General features: G+C 55.4%; 17 protein-coding genes. 10 read left to right on the top strand and 7 right to left on the bottom strand.

Annotated features, from left to right (window positions below):
• The first annotated feature begins 226 nt into the window (after positions 1–226).
• From hutH to MTX78_RS09315, 4 genes are all read left to right on the top strand, one after another.
• Positions 227–1729: a histidine ammonia-lyase gene (hutH, locus tag MTX78_RS09330; protein ID WP_243801985.1), complete on the top strand. Its 1503-nt coding sequence runs from the start codon at positions 227–229 to the stop codon at positions 1727–1729.
• Between the two features lie 102 nt (positions 1730–1831).
• Positions 1832–3790, top strand: coding sequence for a gliding motility-associated C-terminal domain-containing protein (locus MTX78_RS09325; protein WP_243801983.1), 1959 nt, complete (start codon positions 1832–1834; stop codon positions 3788–3790).
• Positions 3791–3964: 174 nt separating this feature from the next.
• Positions 3965–4294: a YbaB/EbfC family nucleoid-associated protein gene (locus MTX78_RS09320; protein ID WP_243801981.1), complete on the top strand. Its 330-nt coding sequence runs from the start codon at positions 3965–3967 to the stop codon at positions 4292–4294.
• Positions 4284–5411, top strand: a complete 1128-nt coding sequence (locus tag MTX78_RS09315) for a glycosyltransferase family 2 protein (RefSeq protein ID WP_243801979.1) — start codon at positions 4284–4286, stop codon at positions 5409–5411. The genes MTX78_RS09320 and MTX78_RS09315 overlap by 11 nt, the downstream gene beginning before the upstream one ends.
• Positions 5412–5520: 109 nt before the next feature.
• On the opposite strand, the gene MTX78_RS09310 is transcribed toward MTX78_RS09315, so the two are convergent.
• A complete protein-coding gene (locus tag MTX78_RS09310; RefSeq protein ID WP_243801977.1) occupies positions 5521–5739 on the bottom strand; it encodes a PspC domain-containing protein in 219 nt (72 codons plus the stop codon).
• A 226-nt stretch (positions 5740–5965) separates the two neighbouring features.
• Between MTX78_RS09310 and MTX78_RS09305 the strand changes: the two genes are divergently transcribed.
• The 3 genes from MTX78_RS09305 to MTX78_RS09295 all read left to right on the top strand — a co-directional run bounded on the left by MTX78_RS09305 (position 5966) and on the right by MTX78_RS09295 (position 9296).
• On the top strand, positions 5966–7702 hold the full coding sequence (locus MTX78_RS09305; protein ID WP_243801975.1) for a tetratricopeptide repeat protein: 1737 nt from the start codon (positions 5966–5968) through the stop codon (positions 7700–7702).
• 13 nt (positions 7703–7715) lie between these two features.
• Positions 7716–8207, top strand: coding sequence for a hypothetical protein (locus tag MTX78_RS09300; RefSeq protein ID WP_243801973.1), 492 nt, complete (start codon positions 7716–7718; stop codon positions 8205–8207).
• 105 nt (positions 8208–8312) lie between these two features.
• A complete protein-coding gene (locus tag MTX78_RS09295; RefSeq protein ID WP_243801971.1) occupies positions 8313–9296 on the top strand; it encodes a pyruvate dehydrogenase complex E1 component subunit beta in 984 nt (327 codons plus the stop codon).
• Positions 9297–9531: 235 nt separating this feature from the next.
• Here the strand turns inward: MTX78_RS09295 and MTX78_RS09290 are convergent, their stop codons facing one another.
• Positions 9532–10932: a hypothetical protein gene (locus tag MTX78_RS09290; protein ID WP_243801969.1), complete on the bottom strand. Its 1401-nt coding sequence runs from the start codon at positions 10930–10932 to the stop codon at positions 9532–9534.
• An 81-nt stretch (positions 10933–11013) separates the two neighbouring features.
• Positions 11014–12393, bottom strand: a complete 1380-nt coding sequence (locus MTX78_RS09285; RefSeq protein ID WP_243801968.1) for a hypothetical protein — start codon at positions 12391–12393, stop codon at positions 11014–11016.
• 218 nt (positions 12394–12611) lie between these two features.
• Here MTX78_RS09285 and MTX78_RS09280 point away from each other — a divergent pair, with 218 nt between their 5' ends.
• Positions 12612–13154, top strand: a complete 543-nt coding sequence (locus MTX78_RS09280) for a DinB family protein (RefSeq protein ID WP_243801966.1) — start codon at positions 12612–12614, stop codon at positions 13152–13154.
• Between the two features lie 53 nt (positions 13155–13207).
• Here MTX78_RS09280 and MTX78_RS09275 read toward each other — a convergent pair whose 3' ends face one another.
• Positions 13208–13657, bottom strand: coding sequence for an acyl-CoA thioesterase (locus tag MTX78_RS09275; RefSeq protein ID WP_243801964.1), 450 nt, complete (start codon positions 13655–13657; stop codon positions 13208–13210).
• A gap of 32 nt (positions 13658–13689) precedes the next feature.
• Positions 13690–14457 (bottom strand): class I SAM-dependent methyltransferase, encoded by a 768-nt coding sequence (locus tag MTX78_RS09270; protein WP_243801963.1) that lies wholly within the window; start codon positions 14455–14457, stop codon positions 13690–13692.
• Positions 14458–14682: 225 nt separating this feature from the next.
• On the opposite strand from MTX78_RS09270, the gene MTX78_RS09265 reads away from it, so the two are divergent.
• The gene (locus tag MTX78_RS09265; protein WP_243801961.1) at positions 14683–15075 is read left to right on the top strand and encodes a hypothetical protein; all 393 of its coding nucleotides are present in this window, start codon (positions 14683–14685) and stop codon (positions 15073–15075) included.
• A 472-nt stretch (positions 15076–15547) separates the two neighbouring features.
• Here the strand turns inward: MTX78_RS09265 and MTX78_RS09260 are convergent, their stop codons facing one another.
• Complete coding sequence (locus MTX78_RS09260) at positions 15548–19720, bottom strand: T9SS type A sorting domain-containing protein (protein ID WP_243801959.1); 4173 nt, start codon at positions 19718–19720, stop codon at positions 15548–15550.
• Positions 19721–20074: 354 nt separating this feature from the next.
• Positions 20075–20551, bottom strand: coding sequence for a nucleoside deaminase (locus MTX78_RS09255; protein WP_243801957.1), 477 nt, complete (start codon positions 20549–20551; stop codon positions 20075–20077).
• A 207-nt stretch (positions 20552–20758) separates the two neighbouring features.
• On the opposite strand from MTX78_RS09255, the gene MTX78_RS09250 reads away from it, so the two are divergent.
• Entirely contained in the window at positions 20759–22648 is a 1890-nt protein-coding gene (locus MTX78_RS09250; RefSeq protein WP_243801955.1) for a CHRD domain-containing protein, read from the top strand.
• The last annotated feature ends 29 nt before the right edge of the window (positions 22649–22677 follow it).

The raw sequence follows: 22677 nt of genomic DNA, 5'->3' as shown, positions 1-22677 counted from the left end.
AGTAAATCAAACAATACCACTTAGCTGATGCTTCCCGACTTCTCTCATGACGTTTGGGTAGCGCAGCTACCGCAGTCAACAATTATCTTCACTGATTGCAAGCTGTGGTACGTTCCTTACCTATTCTGGTAGGCGTGCTGTGTTGCGGGAGGTAGTGATGGTGCATTCACCATAAAAAACTCAATTTTGGGTTTCCACCCCAGTCCACCCACTGCTTTTTCCACCCATGGCTCACAACGACGATTACGCCCTTACCCCATCCACTCACCTTGATTTGGCCACGCTACGGCAGTTGCTTCGTGACAACACCCGGCTGGTCTTATCCGAGGAAGCACGCCAACGAATCCAGCGCTGCTACACCTATCTGCACGAGCGCCTGCAAGATTCCGATACGCCCATCTACGGCATCAATACCGGATTTGGGGCGCTCTGCAACACCAGTATTTCGCCCGCCGACCGGCGCCAGCTGCAAACCAACCTGATGATGTCGCACGCTTGCGGCACGGGTGCGGAAGTGCCGGCCCAGGTGGTGCGGCTGATGTTGTTGCTCAAAGCGCAGAGCTTGAGCTACGGCCACAGCGGCGTGCAACTAGCCACCGTGCAGCGCCTTTTGGATAGCTACAACCGCGAAATTCTACCGGTGGTGTATCAGCAAGGCTCCTTAGGCGCCAGTGGCGACCTGGCACCTCTGGCGCATTTGTGTTTGCCTCTGCTTGGGCTGGGTGAGGTGAATTACCAAGGCTACCGGCTGGCAGCGGCCGACGCGCTTAGCTTGTTTAGCTGGTCGCCGCTTACCCTAGACGCCAAGGAAGGCCTGGCGCTGCTCAACGGCACTCAGTTCATGCTGGCCTACGGTGTGCACTGTTTGCTGCGAGTACAACGCCTGCTCGACGCCGCCGATGTGCTGGGCGCTTTGTCGTTGGAGGCGTTTGATGGCCGTAGTGAGCCTTTCAACAAGGAGTTGCACCGCATCAGGCCCCATGCGGGCCAAGTGCTGGTGGCCCAGCGGCTTGCGGCGCTGCTCGAAAACAGTGAGTTGCAGCAGCAGCCCAAGAAAGCAGTGCAAGACCCCTACTCCTTCCGCTGCATGCCGCAGGTGCACGGCGCCTCCCGCGACGCCCTGGCTTACGTGCAGCAAGTGCTAGAAACCGAGTGCAATTCCGTTACCGACAACCCTAATCTGTTCCCGGAAGAAGACCTCATCCTGAGTGGCGGCAACTTTCATGGGCAGCCTCTGGCATTGGCGCTGGACATGCTGGCCATAGCCACGGCCGAGCTAGGCAGCATCTCGGAGCGGCGTACCTATCAGCTATTGAGCGGCCAACGGGGGCTACCCTCCTTTTTGGTGGCAGAGCCAGGGCTAAATTCCGGGCTGATGATACCGCAATACACCGCCGCGGGCATTGTGAGCGAAAACAAGCAGCTGTGCACCCCCGCTTCCGTTGACAGCATTGTCAGTAGCAACGGCCAGGAAGACCACGTGAGTATGGGCGCCAATGCCGCAACCAAGGCCCTCCGCGTAGTTGAAAATGTAGAGCAGATTTTGGCCATTGAGCTGATGACGGCCGTGCAAGCCTTGGCTTTCCGCCGACCAGCCCGCACTTCCGACGCCTTAGAACACGTACTGGCTGCTTTCCAGACGAAAGTTAACTTCGTGAGCCGCGACCGAGTGCTTTATCCTGATCTGCACGCCGCGGCGGCTTTCGTACGAACGTATGAGTGGACATAATTTTTTCTTCGATTCATGGTTACTAGTACCAGGATGCCCAGGCAAAGCCGTCCTTGGTATCACCACCCACCCTGTACCCTAGCAATCAGTTTTCAGCGTTACATGCCTTTTGTTAAATCACTGCTATTCTGGCTGCTTTTGAGTCCTGGGCTGCTACTGCCCGCAATAGGATGGGCTCAAACTTGTCCGGTTACGCCCAACCCACCCACGTGTACGTTCGAGGTGATAGACGTGCAATCGGGTACGCCAGTGCAAAGACTTTGCGTAGGCCGTGAGGTGCGTTTCACTCCTTGCTCTAGCCGCAACCCGAGTTTTCTGTACTCTTACCAAGTGGTTCCCGGCAACGGGGTGCTGCCCAATCCATGCGGCCCTGACTTTGTACTCTCGCCGGTGACCTATCGGCCCACGCAGGCTGGCACGGTTACCATCGTTGAAAACAGCCAAGCTGCGCCCGGCGCTACGCCCACCATCTTTTTCCGGGTATTTGAAGTGTCCGACAGTCCGGCTCCTGCCTTCACGGTAGCGGCCTGCGCACAAGGCTTGGTGCAAGTGCGGGTGCCTGGGTCTCCTTACACCAGCTACGCTGTACAGATTGGCAGCGGCGCACCCGTTGCGGCCGCGCCGAATGCTGTTGTAACCTATCCGGTGCCAGCGGGCGCCACCTCCGTCACGGTGACAGGCAGGTACACCGACAACACGCTCTGCACCAATTCAGCAACGCAGCCTATCGTGCCGCTGGCACCGCTAGCGTCCCCTACTATCCAAAACATCACGCTGCAAGGCACTACGGTCCAGCTCACCACCACGGCCCTAACAGCCGGCTACCGCTACGTGGTGGAGCGGGAAACCACGGCGGGTGTATACCAGGCAGTGCCTTCGGCCGTCCAAAACAGTGCTACCTCGCTTACGGTGCCCAGTGCGCAGCCAGGTCGCTACCGCCTGCGCGCCGCCGATGACTGTACGGAAGAGCTTCGCACTTCTGCCCCCCTTTCAACCCTCACGCTCACGGTGGCCGCCGCCGAACGACGCAACCAGTTAACCTGGCAACTGCCAGACAACCCGGCTTCCTATGAGCTGACGCGTAACGGCACCCCTATCGCCGTGGCGCTTAGCCCTGCGGACCGCGCCTACGCCGATACGGCGGTGGCCTGCGGCGTGCAATACAGCTACCGCCTCACGGCGCGCTATTCCAGCACGGTTACCTCTGTTTCCGACATGCTACCCATACGGGCCACCGCCACCCAGCCACCGGCCACCCCACGCCTGTTTGCCACCTTCGACTTGCGCAACCGTGTTGTCCTGACGGCCAATGTAGCCCGCTTCCCCACCACCGGCCAGCTAACGTACCTGAGCGATGCTCGCACGCTGGTTACCACGCCCAACCGCACCGTGCGCGACTCCTCGCTCACCCGGTTTGGCGCTGGCGCGGCTCCTTGCTTTCAGGTTCGTTTCGTTGACGACTGTGGCAACCGTTCTGCCGATAGCGCACCGTTCTGCCCCGCGCTGCTCACCGCCGAGCAAACCGATTATCGGGGTTCCACTATCCGGTTGGGGTGGTCGGTGCTGCGCGGGGTGCCGGCGGCTACCCCTACCGACAGCCTACGCTACCGCCTTCTTGTGCTCAACCCCGACAATACCGTGCTGCGCAGCATTCCCGTCAGTTCTCGCGGCGCGTATATAGATGTTGCCCCACCCACCGACCAGCAGCAAGTACGCTACCGCCTTGAGGTGACGGGAGCAGGGTTGTCGGCACCAAGCTATTCCAATATTGCCAGCGTGACCCGGCGCGTTGAGGCGTTTGTGCCAACTGCTTTCACACCCAACGGCGACGGGCTTAACGATGTATTGGAAATAAAAGGCCGCTTCCTGAACACCTTCCGCTTCACAGTAGTAGACCGCAACGGGCAGGAAGTATTTCAAAGCACCAACCGCTCCCAGACTTGGGACGGCCGCGTCCGCAATGCGCCTCCGGTGCCGGGCTCGTTTGTCTGGCGCTTCGAAGCAACCGACGAAGCCGGCCAAACGGTAGTGCAGCGCGGCACCGTTACGATTCTAAAATAAGCTGAAGCCCGGCCTGCGCTGTTATCAACAAGCTAGTTTTGCACTAGGCTGCTTGTTTGCCAAATGGCACCACACAGCCTGCAGCAAGCGTAGCGCATCTCTGGATGGCCGCGGCCGTACCTTTGTTCTACGGAAGCGTCGCTTCCTTTCCTTCACTTCGAAAAAACACGACCTATGTTTGACATGGCAGGCATGATGGGCAAGATGAAAGATCTGCAAGACAAAATGCAGCAGGCCCAACAAGAAATGCAGTTTGTAACGGCTGTTGGCGAAGCCGGTGGCGGCCTCGTACGGGCCACTGCCAACGGGCACCACCGCATCGTGAAGCTGGAAATCGACGACTCGCTGCTTTCCGACCAAGAGATGCTGTCGGACTTGGTGGTAGCGGCCGTGAACAAGGCTCTCACCGAGGCGGGCGAGAAAGCCAAAGAAGAGCTGAAAAACAAAACCAGTGGCTTGATTCCCAATATTCCCGGCCTCGATCTTGGTGGATTTGGCCTCTAACACTGCTGCCACCGTTTCCGCACCTTGTGGTGATGTAGCCGTAGTAATTCTGAATTGGAACGGCGCAGCCTGGCTGCGCCGGTTTCTGCCCTCTGTGCTTTCCAATTCCGATGGTGCCCGCGTGATAGTGGCCGATAACGCCTCCACCGACGACTCCATTGAGCTGCTGCAACATGAGTATCCGCAGGTGCGCATCATCCAGTTCTCCTCTAATCTAGGGTTCTGCCAGGGCTATAATGCCGCTTTTGAAGAGGTACGTCAGCTTTCCCGCATCGCACCTGCATCCGAAGAGGCTACCCCACCGGCTGCTTTTCGGTATTACGTGCTGCTCAATTCGGATGTGGAAGTGACACCCGGTTGGTTGCGGCCACAGCGCGAACTACTAGAACAACGCCCCACAGTGGCGGCTTGCCAGCCCAAAATCCGCCAATACAGCGAGGATCCTGCGCAGCGCCAGCTATTTGAATACGCCGGCGCCGGTGGTGGCTACCTCGACCGACTAGGCTACCCCTTTTGCCGAGGGCGGCTGTTCGATACGCTGGAACCCGATGCAGGACAGTACGATGACCCGCGTCCAGTGGCGTGGGCAACTGGCGCTTGCTTTATGGTACGCGCTGAAACCTGGCATGCACTAGGCGGACTAGAGCCTACTTTTTTCGCTCACATGGAAGAAATAGACATGTGCTGGCGGCTCTGGAACGCGGGTCATGAGGTGTGGTACCACGGGGGCAGCACGGTATATCATGTGGGTGGCGGCACACTGCACAAGTCGAACCCGCGCAAAACCTACCTGAACTTCCGCAACGGCTTAGCGCTGGTTTACAAGAACACGGCGGCCTCCGAGCTAACCGGCGTAGTGGCCACGCGCCTCGTGCTTGATTGGGTGGCGGCCCTGCGGTTTCTGCTGCAAGGTGCTACCGCCGACGCACGCGCCATCTTGCGGGCCCACTGGCATTTCTACCGCAACCTTGCGTATTGGCAACAACAGCGTCGCCAGCTTCCACCGCGCTTACTGGCCGCTCAACGGCCAGGAGTGTACCAAGGCAGTTTGGTATGGGCCTATTTCGTGGGTGGCAAACGGAAGTTTTCAGAGCTGGATGCGGCCAGTTTGACCTAGTGCCGCATCCGCTGCGTGGCTTTCCTACTGTTGGCGCGCAAAAGAAAAGCCTGCCTCCGGTAGGAAGCAGGCATTCAAGACGCAGTCGAAAACTGAAACCAAGGAGAACTTACAAGTCCCAAACGGTGCTGCGCTGCTGGCGCATGGCGCGGCGCACATTCATCCAGAAGGCCAGGGCAAAATACAGAACCAAAGGCGAGCCGAACGTGAAAAACGATGCATACACGAACGATAAACGGACGCTGCCTGAAGAAAACCCTAGCCGATTGCCGAGGGCATTACAGACGCCGAAGCTCTGCCTCTCAATGTAGTCGGTAATTTTTTTCATAGTTATTCTTCTTTAAGTTTCAGTTGCTAACTCAGTACAAAATAAGCAGATACGCTAAGTGAAGCAAGCTCGTCTCCGCAAATTCCGTTTAATATACCTCTTCCCCGCCAGGTTTTTCGTTTGCTTGCGGAACTCCCGCCCGCTCGATCTGCCTATGAGAAGCCCTTTGTCTTTTATTTCTTCCGCCCTGCTCCTTACGTTGGCAGGTGGTTTACCTAGTTGTACGTTGCCCCGGACACTCAAGGTTGCGGAGGCCGGCCAACAAGTTAGCGTGCAGCCTAGTGTGCTGGAAACCAACGGCGAAAACGTATTATTTGACGTGACGGCTCGTGTGCCAGCCAAGCACTTAAAAAAGGGCACTGCCTACGAACTGAACCTGCGCTACCGCTACAACAACGGCTTGCGCGAAGACACGCTGGGCCGCTTGTCTTTCCAGTCAGGCGAATACACCTATGATGAAATACGGAAAGACCTACTCATCATCAACAAGCAGGTATCATTCCCTTATTCACCCGCTAAGAGTCCGGGTGAGCTACTGGCCCAGGGCGAGGTACGCCAGCTCAAGCCCAAAGGCAAACGACTGAAAGGCAAGGAAACCCGCATCGCCCGCGGCATTGTCAGCACCGGCCAACTGGTGGTACGCCAGGATACGGCCATTACGCTGCTCCCCGAAACCGCCGATAACAACATGGGCGGCACCCGCGTGCTCCCTTTCTTCTTCGACAACGGTAAGTCGGAAATCCGCAACTACCTCGGCACCAACGTAGCGGCGCTAGAAGACTTTATTGAAGCCAACCAGCACACCACCAAAGTCATGATTGTAGCGGGGCACTCGCCCGACTCCATTGACACGCGCGACGCACGGCTTGCCGATAAGCGCGTGCAGGCGCTGCTCCAGTACTACAAGAAGCGGGTTGACACCGATTCTTACCTCAACAAGCTCAGTGATATTGATTTCGAAACAGAAGCCTACCACCGCCGCTGGGATTTGTTTTTAAGCAAAGTGCAGCAGTCGGCGCTTAAGCCCGCGCAGGTTGATTCGGTGCTGCTGCTCATCAACGACACGCCCGGCACCTACGCCCAAAAAGAAAAAAGCCTGCACAAGCTCACGTATTTCGACTACTTGGAGCAGTATATCTACCCGGTACTGCGTTTCGGGACGGTGGCCGTGCAGTATTCGGCGCCTAAGCGGTACGACTCCGAGATTTATCTGCTCTCAAAAAAGATAGTGGATAAGCAGGTGGAAGTGGACGCCCTAACGCCAGAGGAACTGCGCTATTCCGCCAACCTTACGCCCCTGCTAGCCGAAAAGCAGAGGATCTACGAAACCGCCGTTGCTGCTACGGGCCGGTGGGAATCCTATCACAACCTAGCCGTGGTGCTACTTCAACGCTCCGAAAAAGAAGTGAACGAGAAGGTGCGCCGGGCTTACCAGCGCCGGGCTGGCGTCAATTTCACGCTGGCCGCGCACCGCAACCCCACAGCCACCATGTTCTATCGGGTGGCCACCGCCTACCACCGCGCCGGCGACAAGCTGGAAGCGCTCCAAAACTACGACTACGCCATCAAGTTAGGTGGCGCACGCCCGGTGCTAGACAAGATTTTTGCCGACAAAGCCGCGCTGGAAATTGAAATAGGCCAGCTTGATGATGCGTTAGGCAGCTTGAGCTACAGCTCGAAAAGCTACCAGAACACTATGAACCGGGCCCTTATCTTCCTGCTGAAAAGCAACTACCCCGGCGCCCACAACATCTACCAAGAAGCCCTCACGCTCAAGCCCAACGACCCACTGGCCTACTATTGCCTAGCCGTGGTAGCCGCCCGCCAGAAAGACGAGGCCCAAATGGGCGAGAACCTGCGCCACGCCGTACAACTAGACCGTAAGTTTGCCCAGCGCGCCGTCGAAGACCTAGAGTTCATGGACATGGCCCGCACCAAGACGTTTCTGGAGGTGCTGCGATAAGTATACCAGAGTTATGCTTTCGATCGAAGAAGGGCTTATCGTTTTCGTAGAAAGGTCTGCTTTAGAAGTAGGAACGGTACGCTACTCACCATCATTTCGCATCAAGACGAAAGATGTTGTGCTTATCGGCTATGCACCGCGCTTAATTATTGATGATAAGAGTGGCTTTCTTATTCTAGTTGATCGAAAATGTAAAGTACACTATTTCAATGTAGATGTAGTCGGCTCAGAAGCTTTAAGGCAATTGGAAAAACAATTCGAGTTTAGCTTACAGCATGACACACGCTATTATTCTTGGGATGATTATAAAGCTGGAATAACTGAAGTGATATACCCTACTTCATTGCGTGGCAAGCCTCTATTCAAATCTTGGTCATGGTTTTCACCTCGAGGTTTCATGAAGAATATTAGCTACAAGATGTCAATGGGCAATCCTATGTGGGATAGGATCACGAATGAAATGAAAGCGTACATAAACAGTCATCAGCCTAACAGGGTGAGCTAACCAGTACTCCCATTTGCCCAACCGGGCTGCTCGTCGTAGCTTTACGCACCGGCCGGAGCCGGTTTTTGCTGTTTTCACTTTTCGATTTTCTGCTAACCAACATCTATGCGGACCATTCAATTCCGGGAAGCCCTGCGTGAAGCGCTGTCCGAAGAAATGCGGCGCGACCCACGCGTGTTTCTGATGGGCGAAGAAGTAGCCGAGTACAACGGGGCCTACAAAGTAAGCCAGGGCATGCTCGACGAATTCGGCCCGGAGCGCGTGATTGACACCCCCATTGCCGAGCTGGGTTTTGCCGGTATCGGCGTGGGCGCGGCCATCAACGGCCTAATCCCTGTTATCGAGTTCATGACCTTCAACTTCTCGTTGGTGGCCATCGACCAGGTTATTAACTCCGCCGCCAAGATTTATTCGATGTCGGGTGGGCAGTACTCCTGCCCTATCGTGTTCCGTGGGCCAACTGGCAGCGCCGGTATGCTTTCCAGCCAGCACTCACAGAACTTCGAGAACTGGTTTGCCAACACGCCTGGCCTGAAGGTGGTAGTTCCCTCGAACCCCTATGATGCCAAGGGCCTGCTGAAAGCCGCCATCCGCGACCCGGATCCAGTGATTTTCATGGAGTCGGAGCAGATGTACGGCGACAAAGGCGAGGTGCCGGAAGAAGAGTACTTGCTGGAAATCGGCAAAGCCAACGTGGTACGCGAAGGCAAGTCGGTAACGCTGGTGAGCTTCGGCAAGATGATGAAAGTGGCCTTGGCCGCTGCCGATGAACTGGCCAAAGACGGCATCGAAGCCGAGGTTATCGACCTGCGCTCGGTGCGCCCAATCGACTACGATACGCTGGTGGCCTCGGTGAAGAAAACCAACCGCATGGTGGTGGTAGAGGAAGCGTGGCCCCTCGCTAGCATCAGTTCAGAGCTGGCGTACATCGTACAGCGCCGCGCCTTCGACTATATGGATGCCCCCGTAGTACGCGTAACCTGCATGGACGTGCCACTGCCCTACGCTCCTACCCTCATCGAGGCCTCGTTGCCTAACGTAGCCCGCACCATACAGGCAGTGAAGGAAGTAACCTACCAGAAAGCATAATTCACAAGCTGCGCGGGTCTTCACGGATTTCGCAACTCACAAAAAACACCCCGCTGGCAGACGCTGGCGGGGTGTTTTTTTGTGGGCTAATTTCTTGAAATGGAAGGTCTTGCTGCGCTTGTCGAAGCATTCCTACCGCTTCGTTTTTTCGCCAGAAGTTAATTTGTTGGGAAATATGCTTCAACAAGCGCAGCAGGACTGTTCTTATATGCTTTCAAGAGCAATACGCAGCGTATTACCACAACGAACGGGGACCGAATTCCAGTGTGGCTTGCGCGGAGGCGGAAGCATAGAAGCACAGGCCAATAAACACAACGTAGGTGGCTGCTACCAGTAGTAGCCGGCGGCGGCTGACGGTACTAAACCGCCATTCAGCTGGCCATCCGAAGCAAAGTGTGGCATAGAGCAGCAAGTGCAGCGGCAGCAGGAACCGGCACTCCATGCTCATGGGCAGCATGGGCAGGCAAGGTACCAACAGCACCGCTAGCACCAACCAGCGCCGTAATGGCCAGCGGCGGAACGGCGTCTGTAGTACTACCAAAATGGCTCCGAACCACACGGTATAGTTCAGCCAAGCCAGCCCCGCTGAGGAAACGTAGATTTTGCGGATGTAAGGCGTGGGATACTGCACATCGAGGCCGTTGAAAAGGCGCTGGGCGTACATTTTGCTGAAGACAAACGGATGGCGCAGTACCAATTGAAAGTAGTCGGCGTAGGAAGCAAACCAGGTGATCTGCTCATCACGAATTAGCTGTTCGCCCGCTACGTCGCGGAAAATCATCATCTGGTCGGGGTAGCTCCGGTCGAGGGTGGTTTCCAGCTTTTGGTGCAGCAGGCCCCACTTCATTTTTTCGCGGTAGAGGTTGTTGGTTTCCAACGCCTCGATGTAGGACAGCACCACCGGCGTATTCTGTCCGAACTGATGGCGGTTGATAGCCCATTGGGGAGCCAATACCAGCGCGGCGCCCAGCATTAGCGCCGCCGCACCTACCAGCCGCTGCCGCGAATTGCCGTAAGGTGCCAGCCACTGCACAGCCACAAAAAATGGCGCCGCAATCAGGTAGCTGGGACGAATGTTGTAAGCTGCCGCTATGCATACACCAGCTGTCATCAGCCACCCGAAACTCCGAAACCGATACAGCAACAACAACCCGAGCCCTAGCGCCCACAGTGCAGGAAAATCAGAGAGTGTGAAGTTGAAATAGTCGCGCCACAACGCGAAACCTAAGCCCGCAAAAGCCAGCCGGCGCGGCCAGCTCAACGGCACTGCCTGCCCCCGTACCACCTGCCAGAGTGCTGGGCTAAGCCACCCGAACCCCAGCGCCGCCGATATAGCCCCCAGTATTCGCCCAAATACAATGGGTGGCACACCGCTATAGAACTGGACGATGCGGAAAGGAAACAGCAGCAACGGCAGCACATACCCGCGCAGGCTGTTGTGGTAATTCAGCAGGGAAATACTGCCCTTGTGGTGGAAGTAGATGGAAATAAACCAGTAATCCAGGGCATCATAATACAGTTTAGCGTAACCCGAAAACGGCAGATACACGAGGTACACCACCAGAATCAGCAAGGTTAGCGGCCAGTACGCACGAAAGGAGTGCCCTGCCTGACGCGGCGAAATAGGAGGAGGCAAGGAGAAAACGGCTTGAGTGGAAACAGCTCGACTTAGTAACCAAGTAAAGGTAGCACGCTCGAGCAGCCAGAAGGTCAGGAGTTAGTCATCAACCAAGGATTTGCCGTGGTCGGGTTGCAAGGTGCGGGCTGTAGTGCTGGACAACCAGAAACAACCGCTCAGCCATAGTACAGTTGCTAACAGTAGTACCAGCCGTTGGCTTGGTTGGCGCCAACGCCTCAGTACCCGGCTCGGACTGAACTGGAAAGCGGCCGTTGCCAGTAGTAGCAAATGCAACGGCAGCAAAAAGCGGGTTTCAATGGCCGTAGGAACGGCAAGCAAGCAAGGCAGCCCTAACGCCAACAACGCCCACGCACGCGGCCAATTCAGCCAACGGGCCGGCCGCTCTAGTGCTAGCACGCTCAACCCCAACCCTAGAATACTGTAGTTGAGCAACTGCACCCAGAACCGGGCTGCACCATACTCCTGCAACGGATACGGTGCCGGCTGCCACACGTCTAGGCCATTGAAGAGGTGCCGCATGTAGCGCCAGCAATAGTCAAGGGGGTGTTGCAGAACTATGCGCAGAAACTGGCTGTACGAGCTATACTCCCTGGTGCCCTGCTGACGGAGCACCGCCAGTCCTGCTGAGTCGGCGTAGATGAGGCGCTGGTGCAGGTTGGTATCATAGCGCAGGACGCGGGTGCCCCAGGTGAGTTGCTTGAGGTAAAGCGGCGTGGTTTGCTGGCTGGATACCTGCGCTAGCACCAGCGGACTGTTGCTGTTGAAATATCGGTGGTTGATGGCCATCTGCGGGGCCAAGGCTACTCCCATGCCCACGCCCCATGCCAGCCACCGTGCCCAGGCCGCTCCTTTATGCTGCTGACTGTACCAACCAGCCAACAACAACACCGGCCATACGGCCGCCAAGTACACAGGTCGGCTGTTCAGCGCCGCGGCCAAGCTCAAGCCAGCTACCAGCCACCAGCCCACACCAGCCCGACTGATGGCCCACAAAGCCAGCAATAGCAGCGCCAGCGCGGGCATATCGGTGGTAGTAAAACTGAAGTAGTCGCGCCAGAAGCTGAAGCCCAGCAGCACCAGCAGCAGCCACCGCCCACCACTCACATGCCTTCCGCTGAAACTGCGCCACACTTCCGGAATCAGGAAAGCAAAAAGCAACGCGGCCCACCCAGTGCCTACTACCTTGGCCGCCGTGGGCATCGAGCACTGCGTAACGAAGCGCACCACCAGAGCTGGAAATTGGAGCAGCGCGGCCAGGTAACCGCGCGTAGGATCGTGGAAGTTGAGCAGCGAAAACGACTGGTGGCGCGGCTGGAATCCCATGGCCAATTCCCAGTAGTGCCCGGCATCGTATGGCATACGCTCGCCTTGCAATCCACCACCCAGCAAGAAATAGCTGCTGTATACTGCCACTACCACTCCTACTCGCACCGCCACTGACCAAGGCCGCCTACTCAAGCTCAACTGAGTTGCTGGGGCCCGATGGCTACCAATTGTTGCTTCGGCATCACGTGCCCGTAGTATGAATTCCGGAGTGCGCAACGGGTGAAATGCAATTGAAATGGAAACGGGACCAGTGCCTGTATAGTACCACGCTTGTAGCAGACAAGCTCAGCGGGCAGCAGGGAATTTACGTACCTTTTGCCCAAAGCTACGCTACTTCCCCGCCCACATCCATGAACCATCGTTTGCATCTCCGCTTCGAGCAGCTGGAACACGCTACCAATCGCCTGTTCCAGACTGCTGAAGCCCTTGGCCCTCAAGCATACCAAACGCCAGGCCCTGGGCAGTGGTCGGCGGCGCAGGTGGTGCACCATTTGCTGGTAGCTGAAACGGGCATCACCCAGTACATAGAAAAGAAGCTGCGCAACGCCGAAGAACTCCAGACCGCTGGCCTCAGCCATAAGTTGAAGTCGATGCTGTTGAGAGTATTGCTGCGGGTGCCGGGCTTTAAATTCAAAGCGCCGCCTAGGCTCAAAGAGCTTACCCCCGATCAAGTGCCGCCTCTTTCTGAACTACGCCATCAGTGGGAGGCCATACGCCGCTCCCTGGAACAAATCCTGAATGAGTATCCAAGCCAGTTTGTTAATCGGGCTATTTTCAAGCATCCCCGCTCCGGTATGCTTACCATCAACCAGACTTTAGACTTCATGGTTGACCACATTCTGCACCACCAACGCCAGTTGGAACGCATTACTAAAGCCGTAAAAGTTAACTAAACAGCTGCCCAAGCAAGGTATCCTCTGTTCAACATGTTGCAGAGGATACCTTGCTACTCTTTCCGCTCCCGCACAATATCGGCGTAGCTGGTGTGGCGGTTAATGCCGGAAAAGGCGGCAGTCAGCTCGGAGGGAGGCACCGTAAGCTTACGCAAGCTTAAATCCAGCCAAGCGCCATCTACGGCTACTACAGCGGCTTCGCGCCCATCAGCTTTGTATATAGTATGGATAATGCGCCACCGCGAGCCGTCTTCACTCATACCACCTAGCTCCGCTGTCACCCGAATCGATTCGCTGAGGCCTATTTCTTTGAGAAACCGGGTGTCTTCCCGGAAAAGAATAGGGCCCAGGTTGAGCCGAGCAAATTCCTGCATCGGAAAACCTTGATCGGCCAGAAACTCCAGACGCACCTGCGCAGCATAATCGGCATAAGCCGAGTGGCGCATATGTCGGTTTGGATCCATGTCGGCCCAGCGCACCGTGAAAGTCTTTTCGTAAGCCATAAAAGGAATTGGTGAGTGGAAGGGCAAGTAACTTAATTTTTCGCGTTCTGATTTTGGGCTTCGCGCTCTGGCCGTAATGTAAGCCGTACTAAGTACTGCTGTTGTTCGTCTTCGTCCAAAAACTCAACTTCGTAACCGGCCTGCTCGGCGTAATCCTGCAAAATGCTGGCATCGGCAAACAGCCAGTGGAATTGGGTACCGGCCTGGTCGTTGTAGTGCATGGTGTATTCCACCTCACCATAGTACGGGCCGTTCAGGTCGAACACCAAGGCACCGTCTTCGTCTTCGTAGAGGTAGCTGATATCAGAGGAAGTGCCTAGAATCTGGCCTCCAGGGGCTAACAGGGTTTTGGCATGGTGCAGAAAACGTTCGAGGCCTTCAAGGGTACCTACAAGGCCTAATCCGTTCATGAGCATAAGCAGCGTATCGTATTTACCTGCTTCGGGCGCGATATCGAAGATGTTGTGCTGGGCTACTTCCCGTACGCCGCGCGCCTGCATCACCCGTACTGCTCCTTCCGATACGTCGACCGATTTTACCTGAAAACCCCGGTTTTGAAGCTCTAGGGCGTGGCAACCAGCCCCGCCGCCCAGGTCGAGCACGTGCCCGCGGCATTCTTCTAAGGCCATGCGCTCCAACTCGGGCATTTCCCACAGACTGCGAAAAAAGTAGCTAGCCGGCAATGGCTCTTCCTCCGCTACGTTGCTAAAAACAGTGAGCGTGGCATCAAGTTGGCCATCCTGATAATCGAGTAAGGCATGACCCAGCGGGTCGGATTGGGCGGTGTGAAGAGCAGACATAGACAGAACACAAACGAAAGAACCGGCCATATGGCGGCGGTGCAAGTTACGGTATCAGTGGCGCTGGGCTGCTGCCCACTGCCTTTCAAAGAATTTAGGGCAGCTTCTCGATAGAGTAGGTCGATTTCTCTTTCCCTTATTAGCAAACCAGCAGCACCGTAGTGTATCCTTCCACGGCTAGGTTGCGTTGTGGGTTTCAGACTACACCCTTTTGTTCTGCTTCCTATGTCCAGCAACCTCGACTACCTCAGCCCCGATCTACAAGCGCTTGAAGAAAAAATAGGAGCCTACCTCGCGGCCGAAAAAGAGCTGGGACGGACAGAGATAGAAGCCTCCAACCTTCCCCTCAAAGCCGCCGACGAGAAGGCGTCTGCCAATGCCTTCGAGCAGCGCCCCCCCACCGGCAGCTTCGACCAGCACCCCGACGAAGTGCAGAACGAGTTAACTAACCTGCATGATGACTTAACACTTCTGCGCCGCGAAATCATTGCCTTACTACCTACCCGCGACGAATGGGTGAAGGTCAACCTTGGCTACGGCCCCAGCCGCGTAGGTGCTTTCCGCATTTCCGGTTCTCCGGACGCTGCTCCTCAGTACGAACTGCGCATTGTGCACTAAGTCACTCATGGCGGCAAGGGTAGAGCGTTCTGCTACCTCGATACATAGATGGTAACAGCTTACTACTTTGCACTCAGAAGGTCCTCTGCGACAGCTCAAACAAAAAAGAAGGACGAAGCATAGCCACGTCCTTCTTCCACAGCCAAAATACTAGGAATCATATCCCCCTCTATCGTGAATGGAGGGGGTTTTCTTTGTTTATCCGGGCCTGAATTCCGCTGCATCCAGACCAAAATCCGAACCTCAATTATGCGTTTCTGAGGCGGAAAACATAAGAACATAACGGGCCTATGGTTAACTCAATGGTGAGTGAAGCCAGACCCCAGCCGCGTCCATCTTATAAGCTATGGCAGTCAATGTTGGTATGGCCACCATGCTGAGTCGTTTGTCGTTTTGCAGCAGATCGTTTGAAACGAAACAGGCCGCCGCAGGAATCTGCGGCGGCCTGTTTCGTTAAGGAATCCTGGCGGAGCTAGTTGCGAATCATAGGCAAGGTGAGCACTGTTTCCGCGTTGCGTACACGTACTAAGTAAGAACCTAATGGAAGGGCATTTAAGTCTAGGGCGTGCTTGAGGCCACCGAGCAGTTCGACCCGGCGAAGCACCCGACCCGACAAGTCTAGCACTTCAATGCGCGAGGCGGTGGCAGGCAAGGCCGACAAATCGAGGGTGGCAGTGCCCTGGTGCGGATTCGGATACAAGGCAATGGCCAGCTTCGTGCCACGCTCGAACCGAACCACGCGTATCGGTGAGTAGCTGCTGCTGCCGTCGCGGTCCACCTGCCGCAAGCGGTAGTAAATCGGCTTGAGCGACAAGCGGCCGGCGCCGACATCGGTGTGGCGGTAGGCCGTCTCTTTCGAGCTCGTGCCCTGCCCTTTCACGACGCCGATTTGGTCGAAGGTGTGCCCATCCAGGCTACGCTCGATGGCGAAGTGGTCGTTTTGCAGTTCGGTCGCGGTGACCCACGTTAGATCTGCGTTCAACCCGGCGGCGGCGGCTTCGAAGCGCTTCAGCTCCACTGGTAGCGGACGTAGAACCGTAACGTCTTCCGCTGTGCTGGAAGCACCAGAGTAATTGGAGCCTGGAACCTCACCACCAGCCTCATAGAAACCAGTTGGACTGATTGTGCGTGAGGTAGACGAGCGAGTTGGGTCGCTGTAGCTGATAGAGGCCGTTGTCTGGTAGGCAACATTGTCCAACGCCGTACCCGCAACGTTGCTTACAAAGTTGATAACCATGGTAGCGCCAGCCGGTATGGTTAGGCCACTGAAGGTTGGAGTGATGCTGTTGTTCGTGGGAGCTACGTAGTTGGTTACGGCCGCCAAGGTGCTTAGCACGCCGTTAGCTAACCGCTGTAGAACGGTGGTTCCGGATGACTGATAGCGGAATGGCCCGTCGTTGTTGGCAACTCCATTGGTAGCTAGTGCAACAATAGCGCGCACGTCTTTTGCAATACCGCCTGTGTTAACAATAGTGAGTTTGTAGGACGCTGGCTGCACAGGCTGGCCTGGGTCGCCGGTGCGACGCACCTGTGGCGTTATTGCTTCCAGCGAAGCCGTCAGTACTGGCAAGCAGGCACCAGCTCCAGATATTGCGCCGTCGTTGGTAGTGGCATCGGCATTGGTTGTCGCAGTGCCATTGCTGCCTGCAGCAGCTCCATACGTGCTGTTAGGGTTGGTAGCGACTGCGCGTCCTGCTGAGCCCCCACGTACAGAGGAAGTAGCAAGACCTCCGTTGGCGTACAAAACGCCGCCTCCACCGCCGCCACCTGGTCCGTATGAACCGCCGTTGTCGTTGTCACCCTCACTACCGTTGCCGCCGTTTACGCTGACAGTTAGGTTGCTTAAGCCGGTACCACCAGCAATTCCGGTGGGTGGGCTAGCAAGCAGTAGTACAGAGCCACCAGCACCACCGCCACCACCGCCTTCATCGGCGCGAGCATCTGGTGCAGTAGCACCGTTTGCTTGAATAGTACCAGTACCTGAAACCGAGCCAGTGCGCAGAATAACAACCCCACCACCTGTGCCGCCACTGCTTAGGTGTGCATTGTTGCGGTTGGTAGAACCCGCGCCGCCACCGCCGCCGAGCACCAATTTCGAAATATCACCAAGTTTAGCAGCTCCACCGATGGCGTGTATTCCGTTGCCATCAGGGCCCGAACCGTAACCGAAACCACCAGTGCCGCCTACGCCACCATTGCCACCGCCTGCGCCCCCTGCGTTACCGCTGTTGTTAACAGGAGCGAAGTCAGTAGCGCCACCACCGGCATTTCCAGCAGCTCCCCGGCCAACGCTACCATTGGAATAGCCTTCCACTAAAAGATTGGTGTTCACCACTGCATTGCCGCCAGTGTAAACAAACCGAGGTGTGCCTGCTGTGCCTTCTCCCTTGCTACCATGAGCGCCTAGAGTCAACAAACCGGCACTATTACGGTAGTCTGCATTGCTATAAGCAGAGGAGGTATATTGTGCACCACCGCCACCACGGAAACCTTTAGCAGTCATATCAAGTCCAGCACCGGTTCCACTCATAGTGGTCCGACCCGCCACATCCAAGACTAACACGCCACCGGTTTGGCCGTTCCAAGCGGCACCCGTTACCGTACCGGTAAGAGTCAAGGCCGAATACTGGGGCACTCGAATTACTTGGAAATGCCGGATACCAGTGGTGCCATTAGGCGTATCCTGATTCTCGTAGGTGTTAGCCAAAGGACTTGCCAACGTGAGAATACCGCCCGTAAGGGCTACCGAATTAGCAGCAACGGCATACTCGTATTGACCTGCTATACCATTGCTGCTAGGCGTACCATAAGCCGAGGTGTTGGTGGTGTTGATATCCAACCCTTGCATCTGCATGACCAGCACCAAGTCACCGGCCTCAATGGGCCTCGTGCCCGCTTGCGCGATTCCCACTGTGATTAAGCTAACCCCATTGGAGGTGGCAGTTCCGGTACCTGGGAAATAGGTGTTCGGAATCGGAGAATTGCCGGACAACGTAGCCGGACCGTCTTTGCCAGGAGTGGCACAAGCCGTAATGACGTTCACTGACCCACCGATAGTGGTGGTGATAGTAGCCGTGTTATTGTCGCCTACCGGATCAGGAATGCTGGAAATGGAACTGGCAGTGCCGATGAGCGTGCCGTTGGCCGGAACAGTGAAGCTAACCGTGTTTATTACGGCTGGTGCTCCAACGGCAAGGTCAGCAATTGTAGCAAACGTAACTTCGCCGGTCGCGTCATTGTAGCTGGCACCAGCTGGGAGTGTCATGCCTACCGAAGAGACACTTGGCGAAAGGCGCAACTTGGGAACCACATCGGTTGCCGGTTGCGTGCCAAGGTTGGAGGTGGTCATGGTGTAGGTTACGTTGGAGCTAGCAGTGGCATAGCTCGGGCCACTCGCACTGGTGGCTACGTCAGCACCTTCTACAATGATGGTAATGTTGGCAGGGCTAGAGAGCTGGCTCAGAATGTCCTGCACATTATAAGGCAGCGTAACAGTGCCCGCGAAAGTGCTTACTGGCGAAAAGGTGACAGCCCCTGTCTCCGAAACGGTGAACGTGCCTTTGTTGGCGATGGTCCGGGTATCCTGAATGCCAGGTACATCAATGTCCAAATCCACGGTTGCCCGGTTGATAGATGCTCCTGGAGCCACGTCGTTGCTGGTAACGTTCAGCGAAACCGGGGTGTTGAAAATGGTGCTGGCTACATCGTCGACAGCGAAAGGGGCCTGCACGATATTGAGGTTACGAATCTCGTGTACGTTGGTAGAGCCACCGGTGGAGCCCGAGAACCCTAAACGGAGCCGACTAGGCGGCGTGGATACCCGAAACTGCCTTACGGCGGTGGTAACAGCCGTGCCATGCTGAATCCGAACCGTGATGTCGTACGTTCTGCTAGTGCCTGTTCCGGTGGGAATTACATCAATAAAGGCCCTTCTATAATCAGCAGAACCCGGCTGAGCACGGGCAGAAGGAACGTCCAAGCTAAAGCCTAGTTCGCCTAGGCGAGTGCCTGCTAGGTACGGATAATCAGTTGTTGCCCGGCCGTCGCCGGCACCCCGGATAGAAACCGCATCCGGAACAAACCCGGTGCCTCCAACACGACCCTCGGTGGGGTTAGAAAAATTGCCGAATTCGTCAATACCGATACCTATATAACCGCGCGAGACACCGTCGGATGCGGGAGCGTCAGTTTTTTGGGCATAACCCAATGAACCGCCCGAGGCACCAATCCGGAAGCCAGTAGCAGGTTGGCCAGCTTCATCTACCAGAAAAACACTGAAACCGTCGGCTCCATTGCCTCCGTAGGCAAAGAACTCAAACGAGATAGTAAAGCCTTCTGGCGCATCAAACCCTACGTTGTCGATAATAGAACCAGCTTTATTCCCTTCGGCGCTCGTCAGGCGGAGGTATCCTTGGCCTACTGCATCATCACCAGGTGCTCCGGTACCAGTGAGGCGTGCTGAGCCGCTGATAGTAAAGTTGGATTCCGTGGCTCCTTTGAAGGTTACGTTGCGCGGAAACGAATTAGACGTTTGCGCCTCAGCACTGGCCACTATACCAAGCAACAAGGCCGTTGGCAGCAACGTTTTGCCAGGGAATTTCAGCCAGAACTGATATCGGCTAAGTGGGAGGAAAAGTGTTTTCATGTAGTACAGTACAGGGTATAGTAGAAACTAGAGGGGGTAAACGGGGCTAAGCCCGGGGGACACTATCCAACATATTCAATCATCTGCTTCCCTTTCAAAAGCTTAGATAAATCCAAGCTACCATAACAAATATAGCTGCCTTAAATAGGTTAGTCAATTGCACTTTGTTATTTCTTAGGCAAGAATAGCCAAACACCTCAAAAAAGTTATTTAAACAAAAAAAGACAATCTATTTGTGCTATTTATAGCACAGAAAGGGGGATAAACAACGGTGGTGATAGGCGAATGCAAAACACCCCGCAATGACAAACTATTGAGTTTGCCATTGCGGGGTGTTCTTTTGTTGTATAATTCTTAGTATTTGTTTTTCTCTTCTTTTTCCTCCCAAGCACGGAAACCAACTGCTGCCTCATCGCGCAGTAATTCTGTCATGGGTATGCGACGTTGTTCCAGCGGTTTTTCTATCTCTTCATAGATAAACTGATCATCAAACCCGACTGTCGCAGCATCTTGTTTGGTGTTGCCGTAGAACACGCGGCGCGGCCGGGCCCAATAAATTGCTCCCAGGCACATCGGACACGGTTCACACGAGGTATAAAGGTCGCAGCCGTCCAGTTGAAACGTACCAAGGGCAGTGCAGGCCTTCCGGATAGCATCAACCTCTGCATGGCAGGTAGGATCGTGGGTGCTAGTTACCTGATTGAAGCCGCGGGCAATAATAACACCGTCTTTTACTACAACGGCGCCAAATGGCCCGCCGTAACCAGCTTGCATTTTTTCGATGGAGAGGCGAATGGCTTCGCGCATGAAGTCAGGATTGGGTGCTTCCATGTAGCTAGAGGGAAGTGGAGAATGAGAGTACGCCAAACGGCAAAAACCGCAATTTACGCCAAGCCTTGTGGTGTGCTTGTAAGAAGCATAACGCGGCTGGCAGAATAATAACTCTGTGGAGCATAACTAATTCATCATAGAACAGTACTACAGTGTAACTTAGCTGCTGACACTTACCATATTGCTCTCATCTAATTCCCCATTTGTATGCGCAAAAACATTACACATTTGCTGACCGGCTTGATTCTTCTGCTGGCCAGCATCAGTTCGCAAGCCGACCATTTACGGGCTCATTTGCTGCTGTCGGCTCGGCTTGATGGCGCCCAGGAAGTACCTGCAGTAAACACCAGTGCTTTGGGGGTTGCCAGCTTCACGCTGAACGCGACCCGCGATACGCTTTTTATGAATGCTACATTCAACGGTCTGAGTGGAGCAATTACGATGGCTCACCTCCACAACGGACGCCCGGGTGTGGCTGGCCCGCCGGTTATTGACCTGTTCCGTTTTGTGCGCGGCAGTCAACTGCGCGGTTTCTTGACGGGACCTACTGACCTAACACCAGCACGGCTTCGAGCATTACTAGCCGGGCAATACTATATCAACATCCACACGGCCGCTAATCCAAACGGTGAAATTCGGGGACAGGTGCAGCTGGAGTCCGACATCCAATACATTGCCGGCCTCGACGGCGACCAAGAAGTGCCCCCAGTGAGTACCGACGCATTTGGAATAGGCATCTTCACCTTATCCCAGGACAAAACCAAACTTAAATTTCAGGCGACGGCCACCGATCTAAGTGGTCCCATTACAATGGCGCACTTCCATACGGGTGCGTTTGGCACTGTTGGACCCCCAGTAGTAGACTTGCTGCCTTTCGTGTCTGGCAACACCGTTAGCGGAGAAATAACCCCGAATGCCGCTTTTATAACAGCCTTAGAAGCTGGTAATATTTACATCAATTTTCATACAGCCGCCAATCCAAATGGTGAAATCCGGGGTCAGTTATTTTCAGAGGCTGGGCGCTATCTGAATTTAGATGGCCGTTTGGATGGAGCCCAGGTTGTGCCAGCCGTTACTACTACGGCCAGAGCCACGATGAACTTATCACTTACGCCTACATTGGACACACTTTATGTTAATGCAGTTGCCAACGGGTTAAGCGGCCCAATTACAGGTGCTTTGTTTGCTATTGCCCCGGCTGGCCAGCCGTATACTTCTACTACCGTAAGATATAATCTGACACCTCTAGTTGAAGGTAATATACTAAATGCAGGACTTCTAGTGTCACCTGCCAACGTGGCGGCGCTACTACGCGGTGACTTCAACTTAATGCTAACAACAGCAGCCAACCCAACCGGTGAAATCAGAGGTCAGGCTTACCGGCTGGCCCGTGAAGGGTATACCTTCTCCATGAATGGCTCGCAGGAGCGGCCTACTCCGAATACCAGTGCAGGCTATGGCTCTGGTTTCGTAAGCATGGACCGTGATCAAAGCAACGTGCACTTCAACATGGTATGGGGCGGTCTCACAGGTCCTGTCACGGTCGGCCACTTCCATACGGGCTTGATAAATCAAAGTGGTGGGGTTGTGTTTGATCTAGCTCCTTTTTTCAATCCAACCGGTGGTGCTGCCGTATCGGCCGAAGGCTTCTGGCAGACGACCGGCAACGCAGCGCCTAATACCGCTGCTAACTTCACCGCCCGTCGGGCCCTCCAGTTCCGCCGCGACAGTATATATGCTAACATTCACACGAATATGTACCCAGGCGGCGAAATTCGGGGCCAAGTATTCCGCGGAGCCCGCAATCTGAGTGTTATTCTCAGCAACGGTCCTTCGGCGTTGGTGGCTGAAACGTTTGGCTATTACCCGAACCCTTTCCGGGATGAGCTTACATTGTCATTCGAGTCAAGGGCCTCCGGAACGGCCACTGTGAACGTAGCCGACCTATTAGGCCGCACGGTAGCTACCAAGTCTGTGTTAGTGCGAGTAGGGGCTAATCAGCCTCGCCTTGAACTGCCTGGCATAGCGCCCGGAGTATACCTCGTGACTGTAGACATTGCCGGCTCTCGGCTGGTGAGTAGAGTGGTGAAGGAATAGCTCTTTGAAACCACTTCCTTGAAAACAGA

It is taken from the genome of Hymenobacter tibetensis, assembly GCF_022827545.1.
In the GTDB taxonomy this organism is placed as follows: Bacteria; Bacteroidota; Bacteroidia; order Cytophagales; family Hymenobacteraceae; genus Hymenobacter; species Hymenobacter tibetensis.
The sequence above is the reverse complement of the archived record's forward strand: the minus strand, read 5'-3'. Positions and strand labels throughout refer to the sequence as shown.

What these genes read in the sequence shown, in the direction of transcription:
- hutH (WP_243801985.1), top strand. Translation starts at nt 227, where the DNA reads ATGGCTCACAACGACGATTACGCCCTTACCCCATCCACTCACCTTGAT.
- MTX78_RS09325 (WP_243801983.1), top strand. Translation starts at nt 1,832, where the DNA reads ATGCCTTTTGTTAAATCACTGCTATTCTGGCTGCTTTTGAGTCCTGGG.
- MTX78_RS09320 (WP_243801981.1), top strand. Translation starts at nt 3,965, where the DNA reads ATGTTTGACATGGCAGGCATGATGGGCAAGATGAAAGATCTGCAAGAC.
- MTX78_RS09310 (WP_243801977.1), bottom strand. Translation starts at nt 5,739, where the DNA reads ATGAAAAAAATTACCGACTACATTGAGAGGCAGAGCTTCGGCGTCTGT.
- MTX78_RS09300 (WP_243801973.1), top strand. Translation starts at nt 7,716, where the DNA reads ATGCTTTCGATCGAAGAAGGGCTTATCGTTTTCGTAGAAAGGTCTGCT.
- MTX78_RS09295 (WP_243801971.1), top strand. Translation starts at nt 8,313, where the DNA reads ATGCGGACCATTCAATTCCGGGAAGCCCTGCGTGAAGCGCTGTCCGAA.
- MTX78_RS09280 (WP_243801966.1), top strand. Translation starts at nt 12,612, where the DNA reads ATGAACCATCGTTTGCATCTCCGCTTCGAGCAGCTGGAACACGCTACC.
- MTX78_RS09275 (WP_243801964.1), bottom strand. Translation starts at nt 13,657, where the DNA reads ATGGCTTACGAAAAGACTTTCACGGTGCGCTGGGCCGACATGGATCCA.
- MTX78_RS09270 (WP_243801963.1), bottom strand. Translation starts at nt 14,457, where the DNA reads ATGTCTGCTCTTCACACCGCCCAATCCGACCCGCTGGGTCATGCCTTA.
- MTX78_RS09265 (WP_243801961.1), top strand. Translation starts at nt 14,683, where the DNA reads ATGTCCAGCAACCTCGACTACCTCAGCCCCGATCTACAAGCGCTTGAA.
- MTX78_RS09260 (WP_243801959.1), bottom strand. Translation starts at nt 19,720, where the DNA reads ATGAAAACACTTTTCCTCCCACTTAGCCGATATCAGTTCTGGCTGAAA.
- MTX78_RS09255 (WP_243801957.1), bottom strand. Translation starts at nt 20,551, where the DNA reads ATGGAAGCACCCAATCCTGACTTCATGCGCGAAGCCATTCGCCTCTCC.
- MTX78_RS09250 (WP_243801955.1), top strand. Translation starts at nt 20,759, where the DNA reads ATGCGCAAAAACATTACACATTTGCTGACCGGCTTGATTCTTCTGCTG.